The 18,555-nt window shown below is 62.6% G+C and carries 17 protein-coding genes and 1 riboswitch; of the genes, 13 read left to right on the top strand and 4 right to left on the bottom strand.

What is annotated here, in order from left to right:
* Window positions 1–242: 242 nt before the first annotated feature.
* The 8 genes from CAG00_RS22880 to CAG00_RS22845 all read left to right on the top strand — a co-directional run bounded on the left by CAG00_RS22880 (window position 243) and on the right by CAG00_RS22845 (window position 8,517).
* A complete protein-coding gene (locus CAG00_RS22880; RefSeq protein ID WP_085665400.1) occupies window positions 243–1,394 on the top strand; it encodes an efflux RND transporter periplasmic adaptor subunit in 1,152 nt (383 codons plus the stop codon).
* Window positions 1,391–2,077: an ABC transporter ATP-binding protein gene (locus tag CAG00_RS22875; protein ID WP_025337543.1), complete on the top strand. Its 687-nt coding sequence runs from the start codon at window positions 1,391–1,393 to the stop codon at window positions 2,075–2,077. Before CAG00_RS22880 ends, CAG00_RS22875 begins: the two co-directional genes overlap by 4 nt.
* On the top strand, window positions 2,077–3,288 hold the full coding sequence (locus CAG00_RS22870) for an ABC transporter permease (protein ID WP_085665422.1): 1,212 nt from the start codon (window positions 2,077–2,079) through the stop codon (window positions 3,286–3,288). Before CAG00_RS22875 ends, CAG00_RS22870 begins: the two co-directional genes overlap by 1 nt.
* Window positions 3,288–4,484 (top strand): ABC transporter permease, encoded by a 1,197-nt coding sequence (locus CAG00_RS22865; RefSeq protein WP_085665399.1) that lies wholly within the window; start codon window positions 3,288–3,290, stop codon window positions 4,482–4,484. The genes CAG00_RS22870 and CAG00_RS22865 overlap by 1 nt, the downstream gene beginning before the upstream one ends.
* Before the next feature lie 367 nt (window positions 4,485–4,851).
* On the top strand, window positions 4,852–6,573 hold the full coding sequence (locus tag CAG00_RS22860) for a copper resistance system multicopper oxidase (RefSeq protein WP_085665398.1): 1,722 nt from the start codon (window positions 4,852–4,854) through the stop codon (window positions 6,571–6,573).
* A complete protein-coding gene (locus tag CAG00_RS22855; RefSeq protein WP_085665397.1) occupies window positions 6,570–6,893 on the top strand; it encodes a hypothetical protein in 324 nt (107 codons plus the stop codon). The genes CAG00_RS22860 and CAG00_RS22855 overlap by 4 nt, the downstream gene beginning before the upstream one ends.
* Window positions 6,883–7,830 carry a copper resistance protein B gene (locus CAG00_RS22850; protein WP_085665396.1) on the top strand — a complete coding sequence of 316 codons (948 nt, stop codon included), beginning with the start codon at window positions 6,883–6,885 and terminating at the stop codon, window positions 7,828–7,830. The genes CAG00_RS22855 and CAG00_RS22850 overlap by 11 nt, the downstream gene beginning before the upstream one ends.
* Before the next feature lie 9 nt (window positions 7,831–7,839).
* On the top strand, window positions 7,840–8,517 hold the full coding sequence (locus tag CAG00_RS22845) for a c-type cytochrome (RefSeq protein WP_085665395.1): 678 nt from the start codon (window positions 7,840–7,842) through the stop codon (window positions 8,515–8,517).
* A 19-nt stretch (window positions 8,518–8,536) separates the two neighbouring features.
* On the opposite strand, the gene CAG00_RS22840 is transcribed toward CAG00_RS22845, so the two are convergent.
* The 4 genes from CAG00_RS22840 to CAG00_RS22825 all read right to left on the bottom strand — a co-directional run bounded on the left by CAG00_RS22840 (window position 8,537) and on the right by CAG00_RS22825 (window position 13,013).
* Window positions 8,537–9,646 carry an NAD(P)/FAD-dependent oxidoreductase gene (locus CAG00_RS22840; RefSeq protein WP_085665394.1) on the bottom strand — a complete coding sequence of 370 codons (1,110 nt, stop codon included), beginning with the start codon at window positions 9,644–9,646 and terminating at the stop codon, window positions 8,537–8,539.
* A 199-nt stretch (window positions 9,647–9,845) separates the two neighbouring features.
* Window positions 9,846–10,109 carry a DUF3077 domain-containing protein gene (locus tag CAG00_RS22835; RefSeq protein ID WP_085617830.1) on the bottom strand — a complete coding sequence of 88 codons (264 nt, stop codon included), beginning with the start codon at window positions 10,107–10,109 and terminating at the stop codon, window positions 9,846–9,848.
* Window positions 10,110–10,265: 156 nt separating this feature from the next.
* Complete coding sequence (locus CAG00_RS22830) at window positions 10,266–10,508, bottom strand: hypothetical protein (RefSeq protein ID WP_085665393.1); 243 nt, start codon at window positions 10,506–10,508, stop codon at window positions 10,266–10,268.
* A 327-nt stretch (window positions 10,509–10,835) separates the two neighbouring features.
* The gene (locus CAG00_RS22825; RefSeq protein ID WP_085665392.1) at window positions 10,836–13,013 is read right to left on the bottom strand and encodes a TonB-dependent siderophore receptor; all 2,178 of its coding nucleotides are present in this window, start codon (window positions 13,011–13,013) and stop codon (window positions 10,836–10,838) included.
* A 182-nt stretch (window positions 13,014–13,195) separates the two neighbouring features.
* On the opposite strand from CAG00_RS22825, the gene CAG00_RS22820 reads away from it, so the two are divergent.
* The 5 genes from CAG00_RS22820 to ribB all read left to right on the top strand — a co-directional run bounded on the left by CAG00_RS22820 (window position 13,196) and on the right by ribB (window position 18,425).
* Window positions 13,196–13,888, top strand: a complete 693-nt coding sequence (locus CAG00_RS22820) for a response regulator transcription factor (RefSeq protein ID WP_085665391.1) — start codon at window positions 13,196–13,198, stop codon at window positions 13,886–13,888.
* Window positions 13,888–15,234, top strand: coding sequence for a sensor histidine kinase (locus tag CAG00_RS22815; RefSeq protein ID WP_085665390.1), 1,347 nt, complete (start codon window positions 13,888–13,890; stop codon window positions 15,232–15,234). The genes CAG00_RS22820 and CAG00_RS22815 overlap by 1 nt, the downstream gene beginning before the upstream one ends.
* 82 nt (window positions 15,235–15,316) lie before the next feature.
* A complete protein-coding gene (locus tag CAG00_RS22810) occupies window positions 15,317–16,216 on the top strand; it encodes an alpha/beta hydrolase (RefSeq protein ID WP_085665389.1) in 900 nt (299 codons plus the stop codon).
* 138 nt (window positions 16,217–16,354) lie between these two features.
* Entirely contained in the window at window positions 16,355–17,416 is a 1,062-nt protein-coding gene (locus CAG00_RS22805) for a hypothetical protein (protein WP_085665388.1), read from the top strand.
* A 136-nt stretch (window positions 17,417–17,552) separates the two neighbouring features.
* Window positions 17,553–17,694: riboswitch (FMN riboswitch) on the top strand.
* Window positions 17,695–17,774: 80 nt separating this feature from the next.
* On the top strand, window positions 17,775–18,425 hold the full coding sequence (gene ribB / locus CAG00_RS22800; protein ID WP_085665387.1) for a 3,4-dihydroxy-2-butanone-4-phosphate synthase: 651 nt from the start codon (window positions 17,775–17,777) through the stop codon (window positions 18,423–18,425).
* The last annotated feature ends 130 nt before the right edge of the window (window positions 18,426–18,555 follow it).

Raw genomic sequence — 18,555 nt, 5'->3', positions numbered from 1 at the left:
AAGCGTCCCCGAGAAGCCGGCCACAAGCCGGCTTTTTAATGCCCGCCATTCTCATCCTCTGAAACTTTCTGCAGCCTTCCCATGGCCGGGGAATCGCCGTTGCGTGAGCGAAAAAAATCTCATTCGCCATTTATCTGACACTAAACTAACGCTCATCCGAAAATCGTCGGATAAATGACGTTTCGCGTGGAGCTTTCACCCTCCTGATCTAGGCTCAAGCCATATGGGAGGAGGTGTAGTCCATGCGCAAATTATTGATTGGCTCGTCGATCCTGGCTTGTCTCGTGGTGTTGGGCGGCTGGTTGAGTCGACCGCAGCCGGTGCCGGTCAGGCTGCTGGAAGTTGAGCGGGGGCCGGTGGAGACGGTGGTGGCCAACACGCGCGCGGGTACGCTGAAGTCCTGTCGACGCTCGCACCTGTCCTTCAATGTCGGCGGCCAGGTTGCCGAGTTGCTGGTCAGCGAGGGCCAGCGGGTCCAGCCGGATCAGGTGCTCATGCGCCTGCGGCAGGACGAGCAACAGGCCAGGCTGCAGGAAGCCGAGGCGCGGCTGGAGGCCCAGCGCAACACCCGCGAACAGCGCTGCCAGCAAGCTCTGCTGGACCGGCGCGACCTTGATCGCCTCGGCCAGTTGGCCGACCGCAAGCTGATTGCCGCCGACCGCCTCGATCAGGCGGCGACCAAGGCCAACCTGGCGAAACTGATGTGCAGTGCCAGTGCCGTGCTGATCCGCGAGGCCGACGCCAGCCTGCAGTTGCAGCGTTCACTGCTGGAACAGACAACCCTGCGTGCACCATTCGCTGGCATCGTCGCAGAAATCAACGGCGAACTCGGCGAGTTCGTCACCCCTTCGCCGCCAGGTATTCCCACGCCGCCGGCAGTCGACCTGATCGACGACAGCTGCCTGTTTGTAGAGGCACCGATCGATGAGGTGGACGCTGCCCGGGTTCACCCAGGAACCGCCGTACGGATCAGCCTGGATGCCTTCCGTGGTCAGCATTTCACCGGCCGCGTCAGCCGCATTGCGCCCTATGTGCGCGAACTGGAGAAGCAGGCGCGCACCGTCGATGTCGAGGTGCGCTTCGACCAGCCGCCGGCAGACCTGGCCCTGCTCACCGGCTATAGCGCCGATGTCGAGATCCTCCTGGAGCAGCACGCGGGTGCCTTGCGCATCCCCACCGAGACCCTGCTGGAGGGGCAGCGTGTGCTGCGATATGACCCGAGCGCCCGGGTGTTGCGCGAGGTACAGGTGCAAACCGGGCTGAGCAACTGGCGCTGGACCGAGGTGCTCGCAGGGCTGGACGAGGACGCACGCATAGTCGCCAGCCACGAGCAGGAAGGGCTCAAGGATACCGTGGCGGTGATCCCGGTGGATGCCGCGGAGACCAAGAAATGATCCGCCTGCGCGGCGGCAGCCGCAGCTTCCAGTTGGGCGAACAGCAGGTGATGGGCCTGGATGGCCTGGACCTGGACATCGCCGCCGGTGACTACATGGCGGTGATGGGCCCGTCGGGCTCGGGCAAGTCGACCTTGCTGAACATCCTCGGCCTGCTCGACGCGCCGAGCGCCGGCGAATACTGGCTGCAGGGCGAGGCCACGGCGGCGCTGAGCGAGGCGCGCCGCGCCCAGTTGCGCAGCCGACTGATAGGTTTCGTGTTCCAGTCCTACCACCTGATCGCACGACTGACGGTGCTGGAAAACATCGAGCTGCCGATGGTCCTTGCCGGCATTGGTGCGGCACAACGGCGCAAGCGCAGCAGCCAATTGGTGGCACGCCTGGGGCTGGGCGAGCGCATTGCCCACCGCCCGGCCGAGCTGTCCGGTGGCCAGCGCCAGCGCGTGGCGATCGCCCGGGCGATGGTCATGCAACCGGCGCTGCTGTTGGCCGACGAACCCACCGGCAATCTCGATAGCCAGGCCGGCGCAGAGGTCTTCAGCCTGCTGGAGGAGCTCAACGGCGAGGGTCTGACCCTGATAGTGGTGACCCACGATGCCAGCCTGGGCGCCCGTGCACAGCGCCAGCTGCACATGCGTGACGGGCGGATCCACAGTATTGCGCCGCAGTGGGCGCTGGCCTGATGCGCGCTGCCGATGCCCTGGGCTTCTGGCTAGGTGCCTTGCGTGGGCATCGCTCACGCAGCCTGATGCTACTGCTGGCCATCGCTATCGGGGTGGTCGCGGTCAACCTGCTCACCGGTCTTGGCGCGGGCGCGCGGGCCTTCGTCCTGAACGAGTTCTCGCTGCTCGGGCGCGACATCCTCATCGTTTTCCCGGGGCGCAAGGAAACCACCGGGCGAATGCCGCCGCTCACCGGGCTGACGCCACACGAGTTGACCTTGCAGGATGTCCAGGCCATCACCCGGTTGCCGGGCATCCGCCGGGTCGCGCCGCAGCAGGCCGGGCAGATGGCGGTGATAGTCGGCAACCGCAATCGTGAGGTGCTGACGCTGGGCACCACCCGGGACTTCTTCGCCATTCGCCAACTGACGGTCGTCCAGGGCCAACCCCTGCCGACGCTGGACCCTGAACAGGCCGAGGCCGTCTGCGTGATCGGCGGCAAACTCCGGCGCGAGCTGTTCGGGGCTCGCCCGGCCCTGGGTGAATGGTTGCGCGCTGGCGACCGGCGCTTCCGGGTGGTCGGCATTCTCGATGAGCGGGGCGAATCGCTGGGGATGGATTTCGCCGAGATGTTGATCATTCCGGTGGCCAGCGCCCAGGCCTTGTTCAATAGCGAGGGGTTGTCGCGGGTGTTTGTCGAGGTGCATGGTCCGAGCTTTCTCGACCGTAGCAAGCAGCTGATACTCGCCGCGCTCAAGGAGCGTCACGAGGGAGAGGAGGACGTCACCCTGGTCAGCCAGGACAGCCTGCTCAGCGCCTTCGACCAGATACTCGCGGTGCTGACCCTGGCGGTGGCCGGCATTGCCGCGATCAGCCTGCTGGTGGCAGGCATCCTGATCATGAACGTGACCTGGATTGCAGTAAGCCAGCGCAGCGCCGAGATCGGCCTGCTCAAAGCCATAGGCGTGACGGCGGCGCAGCTGCGCCTGCTGTTCCTCGGCGAGGCGGCGCTGTTGGCCCTGACAGGGGCACTGGCAGGGCTGCTGCTGGCCGAAACCTTGCTCTGGCTGGGGCGCCTGGCGTTCGATCTGCCGCTCTATGCCCCCTGGTGGGCGCGGGCTGGCGCAGTGCTGCTGGCACTCGGCACGGCGCTGCTGTTCGCCTGGCTGCCGGCCGCTCGGGCCTCGGCGCTGGAGCCGGTGGCGGCGCTACGCCCGCCGGGGGCGCACTGATGCGCTGGCAAGATGGTTTCCGGCTGACCAGCTCGGCGCTGACCTGCCGCCCGCTGCGCAGCCTGCTGACCCTGCTCGGGGTAGCGATCGGCATAGCCGCCGTGGCACTGCTCACGGCCATAGGCGAAGGCGTGCGCGGCTATGTGCTGGAGAACTTCTCGCAGTTTGGTACGCGGATCATCACCGTGCGCCCGGGCAAGACCCAGACCAGCGGCCTCGGCGGCCTGCTTGGCAGCGTGCGGCCACTGACCATCAGTGACACCGACGCCCTGCGGCGCTTGCCGCATGTCGAGGCGGCGGTGCCGATCATTCAGGGCAGCGGGAATATCCAGTTCGGTCAACTGAGCCGGCGCAGCGACATTCTCGGTGGCGGCCATCAGATGGCGCAGGCCTGGCGCATGCAACTGAGCCTGGGCGAGTTCCTGCCTCCGGCCCGCGACGGCCGTTCGCCGCCCTATGTGGTGCTCGGCCATCAGCTGCGTACCGAGCTGTTTGGGGCGCGCAACCCGCTGGGTGAGCTGATCCGCGTCGGCGGCGTGCGTTTCCGGGTAATCGGCGTGATGGCGGAGAAAGGCCAGTTGCTCGGTTTCAACCTCGACGATATCGCCTACATCCCGGTGGACTGGGCGGAAAGCCTGTTCAACCGCACCGGGGTGGTCAAAGCCCATGTGGTGTTCGGCGCCGGTACCACTTCAAGGGCATTGAGCCGGCAGATTCGCGAGGTGCTCGGCGAACGACACGGTGCGGAGGATTTCAGCCTGACCACCCAGGACGACATGCTGCGCAGCTTCAACCGCGTTCTCGGCACCCTGAGCCTGGCCATTGGTGCCTTGGGGGGCATTTCGCTGCTGGTCGGCGCCGTCGGCATTCTCACCATCATGACGACCACTGTGGGCGAGCGCACGGCAGAAATCGGCCTGTTGCGGGCGATTGGCGCCAGTCCGCGGCAGGTACTTGGGTTGTTTCTCGCTGAAGCGACGCTGCTGTCCCTGGCCGGTGGCCTGCTTGGCCTGCTGTTGATGGGCATGCTGCTGGGGCTACTGCACCTGGCCATGCCGAGCCTGCCCTTGGCGCTGCAACCGCTGTTTCTGCTGCTGGCGCTGCTGCTGGCGGCGATGCTCGGCATTCTCGCCGGCCTGGCTCCGGCCGTGCGGGCGGCCCGCTTGCATCCGGTGGCGGCGCTGCGCATCGAGTAGCGGCCAGGCCAAAGAGCCGCTTGATGGGGCTGCTTTGCAGCCCTTCGCGGGCACGCCCGCTCCCACAGAATACATAACCCAAAAATTTCGCAGGGCCTTGTGGGAGCGGGTTTACCCGCGAACACCGGCAAAGCCGGTGCCATACACCGCGTCGCATTCTTCGCGGGTGAACCCGCTCCCACAGGGTGCGCGGCGCGCTTACTGAATTTGACCCACCGCAAGCTGACAGAAAAGTAATCTGAAGCTCAGCCAGCTGACAGCGCAGGTCCGCTAGCGTGAAGGAAGATTGTGGGGCTTCTCGACCCACGGGCTGGGGCGTTCAACCGCCTGAACACCAGCAACTTTTCGACTGACTGGACGCAACGGCATGCAAAGCAAAACCACCAGACGCTCCTTCGTCAAAGGCCTGGCCGCTACCGGACTGCTTGGCGGGCTGGGCATGTGGCGCACGCCGGTCTGGGCCGTGACCAGCCCCGGCCAACCGAATGTGCTGAGCGGCACCGACTTCGACCTCTACATCGGTGAGCTGCCGGTCAACATTACCGGCACTGCGCGTACAGCGATGGCCATCAACGGCTCCATTCCCGGGCCCATCCTGCGCTGGCGCGAAGGCGATACCGTCACACTGCGTGTGCGCAACCGCTTGCAACAGGACACCTCCATCCACTGGCACGGCATCATCCTGCCGGCGAACATGGACGGCGTGCCGGGCCTGAGCTTCCATGGCATCGCCCCCGACGGCATGTATGAGTACAGGTTCAAGGTCCAGCAGAACGGCACCTACTGGTACCACAGCCACTCCGGTTTCCAGGAGCAGGTCGGGGTGTATGGTGCCCTGGTCATCGACGCGAAAGAACCTGAGCCGTTCAGCTATGACCGGGACTATGTGGTCATGCTCAGCGACTGGACGGATGAAGACCCTGCACAGGTGCTGTCCAAGCTCAAGAAGCAGTCTGACTACTACAACTACCACAAGCGCACGGTGGGTGATTTCGTCAACGATGTGAGCGAAATGGGCTGGTCCGCCGCGGTAGCCGACCGCAAGATGTGGGCCGAGATGAAAATGAGCCCCACCGATCTCGCTGACGTGAGCGGCTACACCTACACGTACCTGATGAACGGCCAGGCCCCGGACGGTAACTGGACGGGCGTGTTCAAGCCGGGCGAGAAAATCCGCCTGCGCTTCATCAACGGCTCGGCCATGACGTATTTCGATGTGCGAATTCCCGGCCTGAAGATGACGGTTGTCGCGGCGGATGGGCAGCATGTCAAACCCGTTGCGGTCGACGAGTTCCGCATCGCCGTTGCCGAAACCTACGATGTCATCGTCGAGCCCGAAAGCGAGCAGGCTTACACCATCTTCGCTCAATCCATGGACCGTACCGGGTATTCCAGGGGCACCCTGGCTGTTCGCGAAGGCTTGCAAGCCCCTGTTCCAGCTGTCGATCCACGGCCGATCATTTCCATGAGCGATATGGGCATGGATCACGGCGACATGGCTGGCATGGACCACGGCAACATGGCCGGCATGGACCATGGCGACATGGCTGGTACCAGCGCGCCCATGCAGAGCCACCCAGACTCCGAGAGCAACAACCCGCTGGTCGACATGCAGACGATGACGCCGACACCAAAACTGGGCGATCCGGGCATCGGGCTGCGTGACAACGGCCGCCGCGTGCTGACCTATGCGGACCTGCGCAGCACCTTCCCGGACCCGGACGGCCGCGCGCCTGGTCGCACAATCGAGCTGCACCTTACCGGCCACATGGAAAAGTTCGCCTGGTCCTTCGACGGCATCAAGTTTTCCGATGCCGAGCCACTGCGCCTCAAGTATGGCGAGCGCCTGCGCATCACCCTGGTCAACGACACCATGATGACCCACCCCATCCACCTGCATGGCATGTGGAGCGACCTGGAGGATGAGAACGGCAACTTCATGGTGCGCAAACACACGATCGACATGCCGCCTGGCTCAAAACGAAGCTACCGCGTCACTGCAGATGCTTTAGGACGTTGGGCCTATCACTGTCACCTGCTGTTCCACATGGAAATGGGCATGTTCCGCGAAGTCCGTGTGGACGAATGAACTGGAGATCCGAGATGAGCAAACCAATGAAACGAAGCGCGTTTTTCCTCTCTGCTGCAATGGCCGGCCTGTTTGCCGTTTATGCCCCGTCGTCGTGGTCCGGCGACAACAATCAGCAGCCTGCCGATGCCGCAAAAGCCAAGGGTGCCCAAGGCATGGACCATGGTTCGATGAAGGGCATGGATCATGGCGCCATGAAGGGCATGGACCACGGTTCGATGAAGGGTATGGACCATGGCTCGATGCAAGGCATGGACCACGGCAAGATGATGGAATCCCATGGCAGCGACAAAGCCGAGGCAGGGAAAGATGCTCAATAGCCTGGCACGACCATCGCTGCTGGCATTGACCGTTTCGCTCGGCGTGCTGGGCGCTGCGCCCAGCTTCGCCGCTGAAGAAATGGACCATTCGATGATGGACCACGGCAAGATGGATCATGGCAGCATGCCGGGCATGGATCATGGGGCCATGGATCATGGAGCCATGAACCATGAAGCGATGGATCATTCGAAAATGAACCACGGCTCGGCGAATACGCCGACGACCAGCCGTACCCCTATCCCGGTGCTGACCGATGCCGACCGCCAGGCAGCCTTCCCCCCGTTGGGCGGGCATCAGATGCACGACAGTGCGGTCAACAGCTTTTTCCTGCTGGATCAACTCGAGTACCAGGACGCCGATGAAGGCAGCACGCTGGCCTGGGATGCTTCTGGCTGGGTAGGCGGCGATATCAACCGGCTGTGGATCCGCTCCGAAGGTGAACGTACCAACGGTGTCACCGAGGATGCCGAATTGCAGCTGCTGTACGGCCGCTCGATCAGCCCATGGTGGGATGTGGTTGCCGGGGTGCGACAGGACTTCAAGCCTGAATCCCCCCAGACCTGGGCGGCGTTCGGTATCCAGGGCATGGCGCTTTACGACTTCGAAGCCGAAGCCACCGCGTTCATTGGCGAGAACGGCCAGACTGCCGCGCGCCTGGAAGGCGACTACGACATTCTGCTGACCAATCGCCTGATCCTGCAGCCGACCGCTGAAGCCAATTTCTACGGCAAGAACGACCCTGGGCGCGGTGTGGGTTCCGGCCTGGCCAATACCGAAGTCGGGCTGCGCCTGCGCTATGAAATTGTCCGCCAGTTCGCCCCCTACATCGGCATCACCTGGAACCGCTCCTACGGCAAGACCGCCGATTTCATCCGCGACGAGGGTGGTGATGTGGATGAAGCGCGTTTCGTGGCCGGTATCCGCATGTGGTTTTGAGAACCAGACATGAAAAGAACAATAACAACGCTTGTTGCAGCAGGCGCGGTGGCCAGCGTGGCCGTGCTGGGTGCTGCGTACTCCGGCCTGGTCAACGTCGGGGCCGATGATCCCCATTTCCCCGCCGTGCATGCCTTTCTGGCCATGGCACGGGACCGCTCGATCGCAGTACGGGCCAGGGACATCGAGGTGCCGGACCTGAAAGATAAAACGCTGATTGGTACCGGCGCCGGTAACTACAACGCCATGTGCATCGGTTGTCACCTTGCCCCTGGCGTCGAGAAGACGGAGCTCAGCCAGGCTCTGTATCCATCGCCCCCCAACCTGGCCAAAAGCGGGATTGGTGGCGACCCCGCTGCGGCGTTCTGGATCATCAAGCACGGCATCAAGGCCTCTGGCATGCCGGCCTGGGGCAAGAGCATGGGCGATGAATACATCTGGGGCATCGTCGCCTTCCTGGACCAGTTACCCCAGTTGAACGCAGAACAATACAAAACGATGGTCGCGGCCAGTGGCGGCCACCAGCATGGTGGTGGCGAAAGTGAAATGCACAATCATGAAGGCCAGCACCGCGGCAACGTGCCTGGCCATCATGGTGAGCAGGCCTCGGGCGCAGGCCAGCATGATGAGGGGCATTCAAAGGCCCATACTCATCGCGATGGCAAGCAGCACATGCATAAAGACTGAAGGCAGCTTCGCACTGCCCTCAGTTGTCACGCAGGGTATGCAGCACGCGATCCGCCAATGCCAGGCAACTGGTCAACCCCGGTGACTCGATGCCAAACAGGTTCACCAGCCCCGGCACATCATGCTCGGCGGGCGTACTGATGACGAAGTCCGCCGCCGGGTCCTGCGGGCCGCTGATTTTCGGGCGGATGCCGCTGTAGGCCGGTTGCAGGCTGGCGTCGGGCAGGTCGGGCCAATAGCGCCGTACGGCGGCATAGAAGCTGTCGCCGCGCCGGGGGTCTACCGGGTAGTCGATATGTTCCACCCACTCCACATCCGGGCCGAAGCGCGCCTGGCCGCCCAGGTCGAGGGTCATGTGCACGCCCAGGCCGGCGTGTTCCGGTGCGGGGTACACCAGGTGCCGAAATGGCGCACGACCGCTCAGGCTGAAATAGCTGCCTTTGCATAGATAGGCCTGGGGCACATGGGCCGGGTCGAGGCCGGTGATGTGCCCAGCGACTTCAACTGCCGATAACCCGGCGCAGTTGACCAGCCGCTGGCAGGTCAGGCTCATCGGCTCGGCACCGCCCATGTCCAGGTTGAAACCAGCCTCGATCACCCGCGCGGCAAGCAGTGGGGTATGCAGTACCAAGGTGGCGCCCGCAGCCTCGGCGTCACCCAGCAGGGCGAGCATCAAACCGTGGGAGTCGATGATGCCGGTGGACGGCGACCACAGCGCGGCGACACATGACAGCGCCGGCTCCAACTCACGCGCCTGGTCGGCGTCGAGCCATTGCAGGTCATCGACACCATTGCGCCGGCCCTGCTCCAGCAGGCGCTGCAAGCCTTCGACCTGGGCCGCATCGGTGGCGACGATCAGTTTGCCGAGGCGTTGGTATTCAACGCCCCGACTGTCGCAATAGGCATACAGGCGTTGCTTGCCCTCGACACACAGCTGCGCCTTGAGGCTGCCATCGGGGTAATACAGGCCGGCGTGGATCACCTCGGAGTTGCGCGAGCTGACCCCGACGCCAATGCCCTCTCCCGCCTCCACCACCAGCACTTCATGGCCAGCCTGGGCCAAGGCGCGCGCCACCGCCAGGCCGACCACACCGGCCCCGACCACCACACACTCGATATCAACGCTCACCTGCACCTCGCTTGTCGAAAGGCTTGACTGGCCTGTATTACCCCAGGCGCCACTCTAATCAAGCGGGCCATCAGGTGTATACCGACAGGTTTGCAGCGCCTATGAGACCGAGCGCCGCGCGGGCGGCGCTCGGTCTCATAGGCGCTGCAATTGCCAAGGCGAACCCCTTGCGGCCTTCACACAACCTGAAGGCAAACACTCACTGCTTCATACCCAACTCAGCATCATCCATCAGCGCCTTGGCCATCGCACTCAGGTAGTGCGCAGCCCAGATCATCATCGGCTTCTCATCCATCAGGCCGGTGATGGTCAGTTCGCGGACATAGCCCATCAACTCCGAAGACTGCTCTCGGGCATCGCGGCAGGGGATGCCGGGCTCGATGCGGAACAGTGGGTGGGTGCCATGTTCGCCTTGGTAGAACGTGGTCTTGCCGACAGTGAATTGGGTGTCTTCTGTGGTCATTTTTGAATCCCCTGAAAGTTCTCGACTGCCTGGACGGGCCCTTTCGCGGGTGAACCCGCTCCCACAGGTACTGTGCAAGTCTTGAAGACTGTGGTGATCCTGTGGGAGCGGGTTTACCCGCGAAAGGGCTTGCCCAGACAACACATCACTCAAGCCTCAGTGCAAAGTTCTGGCCCCAGTGGGCATCTGCACCTGAATCAATGCCGACTCCAGCAAAGCCCGCAGCGTCTCCAGTTCATGCATCGACGTCATCATCAAAGCCGACGCCGGCGACTTGGGCTGCAGCAGCATGGCCTGATGCACAACGGTCGCAGCGCACAGCGCATAGTCCGTGGCCTGGATCAGGGTGTCTTCAAGGGAATGAATATCGTGGGGTGGATCGGGGACAATCTTAAGCATGGTGAGGTTCTCAGTTGATTGGCCAGAACCGCCATTCATTACTTGCAGTGTGATGGGTGGCGGCCACGTACAGGTCTGCAAGACCGGCAGAGAACGAAACCGGCAGGTTCGAAAACCTCCCGTACGCAGCCACCATCAAGCGCGCGCAATGGCATGCCATTGGCTATTGGTGATCGGTAATCGTTCTCTGAGCGGGCTTGCAGGCCCGGTCGCTGATTTGGCAACGACTGGGCCACACTAGGCCGCCAGGAGCACCACCGCAATGGCTCAAGGGCGCTAGGAAGCTATTTCAGAAATGGCCTACGCGCAACGGGAAAAATCTGATTATCAGAAGTCATAACGCGCCCCAACCATCATGCTCCGCGACGGCCCGTAGAAGTTGAACGTCGAGGTCGACCCCACCCGCGACAGATAGTCCCGGTCGAACAGGTTGTTGATGTTGAAGGTGGCCGTCAGCTTCGAGGTAACCGGATAAGACAGCATTGCATCCACCGTCGCATAGCCTGGCGCGTCGATGCGCACACCGCCGTTCTCGGAATAGAAGTTACTCATCGCCGAAATACCGCCACCAATGGCCAGGCCGTTCAGCGGCCCTTGGCTGATGGTGTACTTGCTCCACAGCGATGCCTGGTTGCGCGGCATGATGAAGAAGGTGGTTTCGGCATCGCCCTTGAGGGTTTCGGTTTCCATCCAGGTGTAGCCGGCCAGCACTTCCCAGTTCGGCGTCAGCTTGCCGCTCACTTCCACTTCGGCGCCTTTCACACGGGTCTTGCCGGATGCAACAGAGTCAGTGGTAGCCACACCGTCGGCGTCATACACGGTGGTCGCGCGGTTCTTGTCCGTCAGGCGGAACACCGAGAAGCGAGTATTCAGGTCGCCGCCGAAGTAGCTGCTCTTGAGACCGAACTCGTACTGCTCGCCCTCACGCGGCTTGAGCACCCGGCCATTGCTGTCGGTGTCGGACTGCGGCTTGAAAACCTGCGAATAGCTGGCGTACAGCGCATGGTTCTCGGTCAGGTCGTAGACCAGGCCGCCATACGGGGTGAAGTGGCCATCCACGCGCTTGCTGTCGTTGGTGGTGGCGCCGCTGCTGAGGGTAGTGGTGTAGAAATCACCGCGATACCAGCTGAAGCGGCCCCCGGCGATCAGCGCCAGACGCTCGACCGGGCGGAAGGTGACCTTGGAGTACAGGCCGTATTCCTCTTCCTGCATACCGGTCTCGGTGCTGTAGTTGGGCGATGGCTTGGCGAACTGCTTGGGCGAGTATGTATTGACGTTGATGGCGCCCAGGTTGGTTGTGCCGTTGAGGTACTCGGTGTCGTAATTCTTGTAGTCGCTGCCGACCACGAATTCGCTGACCTGGCCGAAGGTTTCGAACGGCTGGCTGTAGCTGGCGTCCAGCGAGTAGGTGTCCTGGGTGAAATCGCGGGCGCTGGCGCGCTCGGAGTTCACGCCAGTGATGGCGTTCGTCGCGGTGAAGGCGTACAGGTAATTGGTGTCGCGATGCGAGCCACGGGCTGCGACACGGCCATAGCCGCCGTTGTCGAAGCGGTGGGTCAGCTCGGCGACCAGGTCGGTGGTCTTGCCGTCGAAGTAATTCCAGTCAGCCCCCAGGAACTTCGAATGGCTGAAGTCGGGCACTTCGCCGGACAGCGTTGCCGGATAGCCATTGTGCGGGGTGATGTTCTTCACTTCATGAATCAGGCCGAACGACAGGGTGGTGGCGTCGTCCAGGTCGACGTCCAGCGCACCGTAGTAGCTGTTGCTGGTGTTGGCGTTGTAGTCGACCTCGCCATTGGTGTCGTCACGTGAGGCGATGAAGCGCCCGCGCACGCGGCCGGCATCATCCAGCGGCCCGCTCAGGTCGATTTCTTCGTGGTTGGTGTCCCAGGTGCCATAGCTGCCTTCGACATGCCCCTGGAACTCGGCGGTCGGGCGCTTGCGCACCATGTTGACGATGCCGCCCAGTTCGCTGGTGCTGCTGAACAGCCCGGCCGGGCCACGCATGATCTCGACACGGTCGAATGCCGCCAGCGACGGTACTGTACCGAAGATGCTGGCCATGGGCGCCGGCAGGCCGTCGATATTGAACTCGCTGTACTCGTAGCCACGGGCGTAGATCGACGAACGGCCACTGTCGTTGGTCAGGGTGCGCAGGCCGGCGGTGTACTTGGCCAGGTCATCGAGGTGCACGAACTGGCGGTCCTTGACGTAGTCCTGGGTGTAGACGGTGATCGATTGCGGGATGTCCTTGAGCGCTGCGGGGGTCTTGGTGCCCACGGTGGCGGCATCCACGCTGTAGCCGCCAGTTTCTTCCGACGGCAGCATGTCATACAGGCGGTTGCCTTCGATGGTCAATGCCGGCAGGTCAAGCGCGCTGTCCTCGGCAGACGCCTGAGTCGCTACCGTCTCGGCCAGTGCCGACAACGAAAACGGCGCCAACAGCCCCAGCACCAGCCAGCCCCGACCCCGTCGCGAGTCCCCCAAACTTTTGAAACTGCTCATGACACACCCTTTCCCCAAATGGTAGCAATTCGCAAACGAAACAAGTTGCTTTTTGCGAACGATACCGAAGGGAAATCGGGGGTGCAGCAGGATTAACCTTCTTAACACATCCAGGCGTTGCCCTCGCCCTGCCGGCAATGGGATGATTCGTAACTGATACGAATTCTCATTCAAGGCTCGCCGTGCCCACCTCACTCCTCCTAGCCGAAGACGACACAAGCCTGCGTCAGGACCTGGAACGCCATTTCCGAAACCGGGGTTTCCGGGTGCACGCATGCGCCACCGGCGCCCAGGCCCTGGCTGCCATACAGCAATCACGGTTCGAACTGGTGCTGCTGGATATCATGCTGCCAGGCATCGACGGCCTCAGCCTGCTCGACGAGTTGCGCCAGCAGCAGGCGGTGCCGGTCATGCTGATGTCGGCGCTGGGGGCCGAGCAGGATCGCATCAGTGGCTTTACCCGGGGCGCGGACGATTACCTGCCCAAGCCCTTCAGCCTGGCCGAGCTGGACGCCCGGGTCGATGCATTGCTGCGGCGTGTGGCGTTCGATCGTGGTACGGCGCTGCGTGCCGACGTCGGCGAGGTGATGCTCGACCAGGACCGCCAGGACGTTATCCACAACGGCAGGGCTGCCGGTCTCACCGCGTCCGAATTCCGCTTGCTGGCCACCCTGCGGGCCCACCCCGCCGAAGCCTTGAGCAAACCATTTCTCTACCAGACCGTGCTGCACCGGGCCTACACCCGCCTGGATCGCGGCCTGGATGTGCATGTGTGCAACCTGCGCCGCAAGCTGGCCGACATCGATGCCCAGCACCTGCAGATCCAGGCCGTACGCGGCCAGGGGTACATCCTGGTCGACACGGAAAAAGCCTGATGCGCCGTCATCCCCTGCTATGGAAACTGGCCGTACTGCAGGTTGGCTTCTGCCTGTTGCTGACCTGGCTGATCTGGACCTGGGGCCTGTCGGTGGAGCGCAGTACCTACTTCCTGTCCCAAGCCGACCAGGACTACCTGGCGCGCTTTGCACAGCAAGCCGAACAGGCCTGGGAGCAAGGCGGCGCGGAGGGTGCCGAGGCCTGGCGCAGGCAACTGGAACAGGCCGAGGGCACTTGGGTGGCGCTGGTCGGGCCGCACCTGCAGAGCCTTGGCAGCACCCCACTGAGCGCTGAGGAAGCTAGCCACCTGACCTTCATGCGCAAGCTCGACTGGCCGATGAGCCGGCGCCTGCAGGATGAACTGCCCTACGTCAGCATCGAGTTCCCGCGACACCCCGAGCACGGTCGCCTGGTAATGCAATTGCCCGAACACCTGTTGCCTACCGGCCTGACCCCATGGACCCATGTAATCACCCATGGCGTTGCCCCCACGCTACTCGCCCTGCTGCTGGTTCTGGCGCTGTACCGCCACCTTGTGGTGCCACTGAACCGCCTGCGCGACCGCGCCGACGCCCTGCGTGCCGACGACCTCGACAGCCCGGCCCTGCCCCTGCAGGAGCGGCGCGATGAGCTTGGTGAACTGGCGCAGGCCTTCGAGCACATGGCCGGGCGCCTGCGCCAGAGCCTGGAGCAGCAGCGCCTGTTGCTGCGCACGCTGTCTCACGAACTGCGCACGCCGCTGGCGCGGCTGCGCATCGCCCATGACAGCGGCTTGCCGCCGGCCCAGTTGCGCGGGCGCCTGGACCGCGAGGTCGCCGACATGCAGAAGCTTCTGGAGGACACGCTGGACCTCGCCTGGATGGACACCGAACAGCCCAGCTTGCCGACCGAACCGGTATTGATGGTTTCGGTGTGGGAAGCCTTGTGCCAGGACATCTGCTTCGAAAGCGGCTGGGACCGCGCCCGCCTGCCCTGCTCGCTCGGCCCCGACTGCGTGGTGCAAGCCCACCTGGACAGCCTGGCCCAAGCCCTGGAGAACCTGATGCGCAATGCCATCCGCCACTCGCCGGCCGAGGGCCGGGTCAGCCTGGATGGCTGGTTGGAGGGCGACTGCTGGCACCTGCGCCTGAGTGACCAGGGGCCCGGGGTGCCGCACGCCGAGCTCGAACGCATCTTCAAGCCCTACCAGCGGCTGGCCGACAGCGGCGCGGGCTTCGGCCTGGGCCTGGCCATCGCCCGCCGCGCCATCGAACTGCAAGGCGGTCGCTTGTGGGCCAGCAACGGTCACCCAGGCCTGTGCCTGCACATGACTTTGCCGATGGCCCGGGACTGTTTAGAAAGTTAATGCGCTTTACGCTCAATCAGGACTGATTATCATCTTGGCGTTTCTGCCTTGCGCTCCTTGCAAAGCCCTGATGAGACACCTGATGAGCAAAATGACCCTGACGCTGGCTTTGGCACTGGCCCTTGCGGCCCCTGCCGCCCTGGCGCAGCCCGAGCATCAACAGAGGATGGATACCTCGCTGCTGCAGCGCCAGGACCTGGCCTACCGCTTCAGCCAGCTCGACCTGGACTCGGCCGATGGCCAGCGTCATTACCGCTTGTGGATCGGCAAACCAGACCGCCCGGCGCCAGCGGCGGGTTACCCGGTGCTGTGGATGCTCGATGGCAACGCCGCGCTGGGGGCGCTGGACAGCCTGCTGCTGGGCAAGCTTGCCGCCGGCCAGGCGCCATTGCTGGTGGCCGTGGGGTACCAGACCGATCAGCGGATCGAGCGGGTCGGGCGTACCTATGACTACACCCCGGCGTTGCCTGGGCCGGCTGCGCAACTGGACCCGTTGACCGGGCAACCGAGCGGTGGCGTGGACGAGTTCCTCGATCTGCTGAGCGAGCGCATGCGGCCGCTGGTGGCGGGTGTGGCACCGATCGACCTGCAGCGGCAGACGTTGTGGGGGCATTCCTACGGTGGGTTGGCCGTGCTGCATGCGCTGTTCACCCGGCCTGGGGCTTTCAGCGACTATGTGGCGGCCAGCCCTTCGCTGTGGTGGCATGACGGTGCGATCGTGCGTGAGGCGCAGGGGCTTGACCAGCGCCTGGGTAGCAGCCGGCCTCGATTGTTGCTGATGCGCGGGAGTGAGGAGCCGGCTAACCCGCGCATGCCGGTGCAAGGAGATGGAGAACGGGCGGCGCGGGAGCTGGTGGCAGACCTGGCCAAGGTGCCGGGGTTGCAGGCACGGTTCGAGCGGATTGACGGGCTGGGGCATGGGCCGATGTTACCGGCTTCGCTGAAGCGGGTGATTGAAGGGATGTCACAGTTGAGCCGATGACGATCTGAACACATTGAAATGAAGGGAAACCATGATGCCTGGGCGAAGTACTGCCTTGCCGCCAGAAATGGCCTATAGCCATCACTCATGATTTACTGATACGGTTCATTCATGTGCTCTCTGAATCATGGATGAACGATGCGTCAAAGATACCATTACCTTATTGAGATAGACCTGAAAAACAGCGAAAAGCCAGAAACACTTTTTTCTGGGTTTATCGATTACAGCGGCGGCGGTTCGTATCAAGACCAACTGGTAATCACAAACCGAAAAATCTCAATAAACTGCACCCGAGCCTCGAAAATAGATTTGAATGGCGTATTCAACAACTACCAAAGCGCACTGTATGGGCAGATCACTAAAGCCATATTCTTCTACATCTGCAGAAAAACGACAATCCCAGAACTAACCTCCATAACCATATCTACCCAATATCGCGACCGCCCGGCCGGTGTAAAGAAGATCGAAGATACCGACTTCAAAAGCCACGCCAAGCTCACATGCGAATTCCTTTCTGGCTTCAAGATTGATCGACTTGAAGCCATCCTCGCAGAATCAGAAAAAGGTGCAGGTCTTCTTAAGGCTGTATCTCACCTGACTCGTTCGAAAACCAAACATGACATTTATGACCGGTTTGACTCCCTGTGGAAGTCATTCAATGCTCTTTATCGGACTATCGCCAGGAAAAGCACTGATTTCGAATGTCAACAGACGACCAGATCACTTCTCCTAGATCATGCCCGAGCGTCGGAAAGCTCGAGAACCTTGCTGGGAGACATAACAGCAGATGAACTACGCCAAAAACTCCGCTGGAGGCAGTTGATCCTCAACGATTACGAACATGACGGCAAGGCAGGCGCATTCAAAGATTTCGTACTGAGGTACACAGACGCAAGACTCATGCAAGTATTCAAAGAGACTTTGTCTTACCGTAAGGATTCGCTCACCAAAGCCCAGCACATCGGCGCCGTAGAGGCACATATAGAAAAACACCTCAAGGCAGGCTTATCGAAAAGCCAGGAAGTCATTGCCATCCTCTGCATCAAGTATGCTTACTTCGTTAGAAACAAATCCGCTCACGGAGAGCGCCTTGACAGGATCATTGGCCTGAGCAACAAGGAAGTCATCGAAGTGAAATGGCTCAGTGACCTACTTGAGTGTTTGATAATTGATCTGATAAATGCCAATGATCTCTATTAAACTCAGGCCGGCTGAGGAAGAAACCGCGATACTGACCTAGGCTACCCTGATAAGCCAAAGCACCATGGGCAAGCGGTACCGCCAAAGGTCGTAGAGCCGTGGGTTGCCAGCGAGGTGGCAATGTGCTGTATGCTTGGCGGGTCTTCAGGGCGGGGTGAAAGTCCCCACCGGCGGTAAATCGAAAGATGAGCCCGCGAGCGCCCCGGCCATGCCGGGGGTCAGCAGATCTGGTGAGACTCCAGAGCCGACGGTCATAGTCCGGATGAAAGAAGGCGTCAGGCAGGGGCCATCCGGGCGCCCCTGCGCGCGCATTTTGTTCGCCCCGAGACGTTCATCGATCATTCACGAGGAGCGTTTCATGTCCACCAAGCACCACCCGCAATTCCCCAATGTCAGCGCCGCCATCGCCGCCTTCCAGGCCGGGCGCCCTGTGCTGCTGCTCGACGACGACGACCGCGAGGACGAAGCGGACATCATCGCCGCCGCCGAGAACATCTCGCTGCAGACCATGGCCATGATGATTCGCGATTGCAGCGGCATCGTCTGCCTGTGCCTGGACGAGGCCACCGTCGACGAACTGCAACTGGCACCCATGGTACAGAACAACCAGGCCCGCCATGGCACCGGCTTCACCGTCACCATCGAGGCGGCGGAAGGCATCACCACCGGGGTGTCCGCCCAGGACCGCATCACCACCATTGGCGCGGCACTGCGCTCCACCGCGGACCAGCGCCATATCGTCAGCCCGGGGCATGTGTTCCCGCTGCGCGCCCGCAATGGCGGGGTGCTGACCCGCCGTGGCCACACCGAAGGCTCGGTGGACCTGGCACGCCTGGCTGGGTTGCGCCCGGCGGCAGTGCTGTGCGAACTGATGAACCCCGATGGCACGATGGCCCGTGGCGAACAGGTGGCGGTGTATGCGCGGCAATACAATCTGCCGGTGCTGACCATCGAGGAACTGGCGCGGTACCGTGAGGCCATGCTGGAGCTGCAAGCAGAGCCAGCCTGATCCACCGCACGGGGCCGCTTTGCGGCCCATTCGCGGGTAAACCCGCTCCCACAGGGACCGCGCAGACTCGGAACCGGTGCAGTACCTGTGGGAGCGGGTTTACCCGCGAAGAGGCCGGCAAGTCCAACCT

The organism is Pseudomonas sp. B5(2017), from assembly GCF_002112825.1.
Lineage (GTDB): Bacteria > Pseudomonadota > Gammaproteobacteria > Pseudomonadales > Pseudomonadaceae > Aquipseudomonas > Aquipseudomonas putida_Z.
This window is presented reverse-complemented; position numbering and strand designations above follow the sequence as displayed.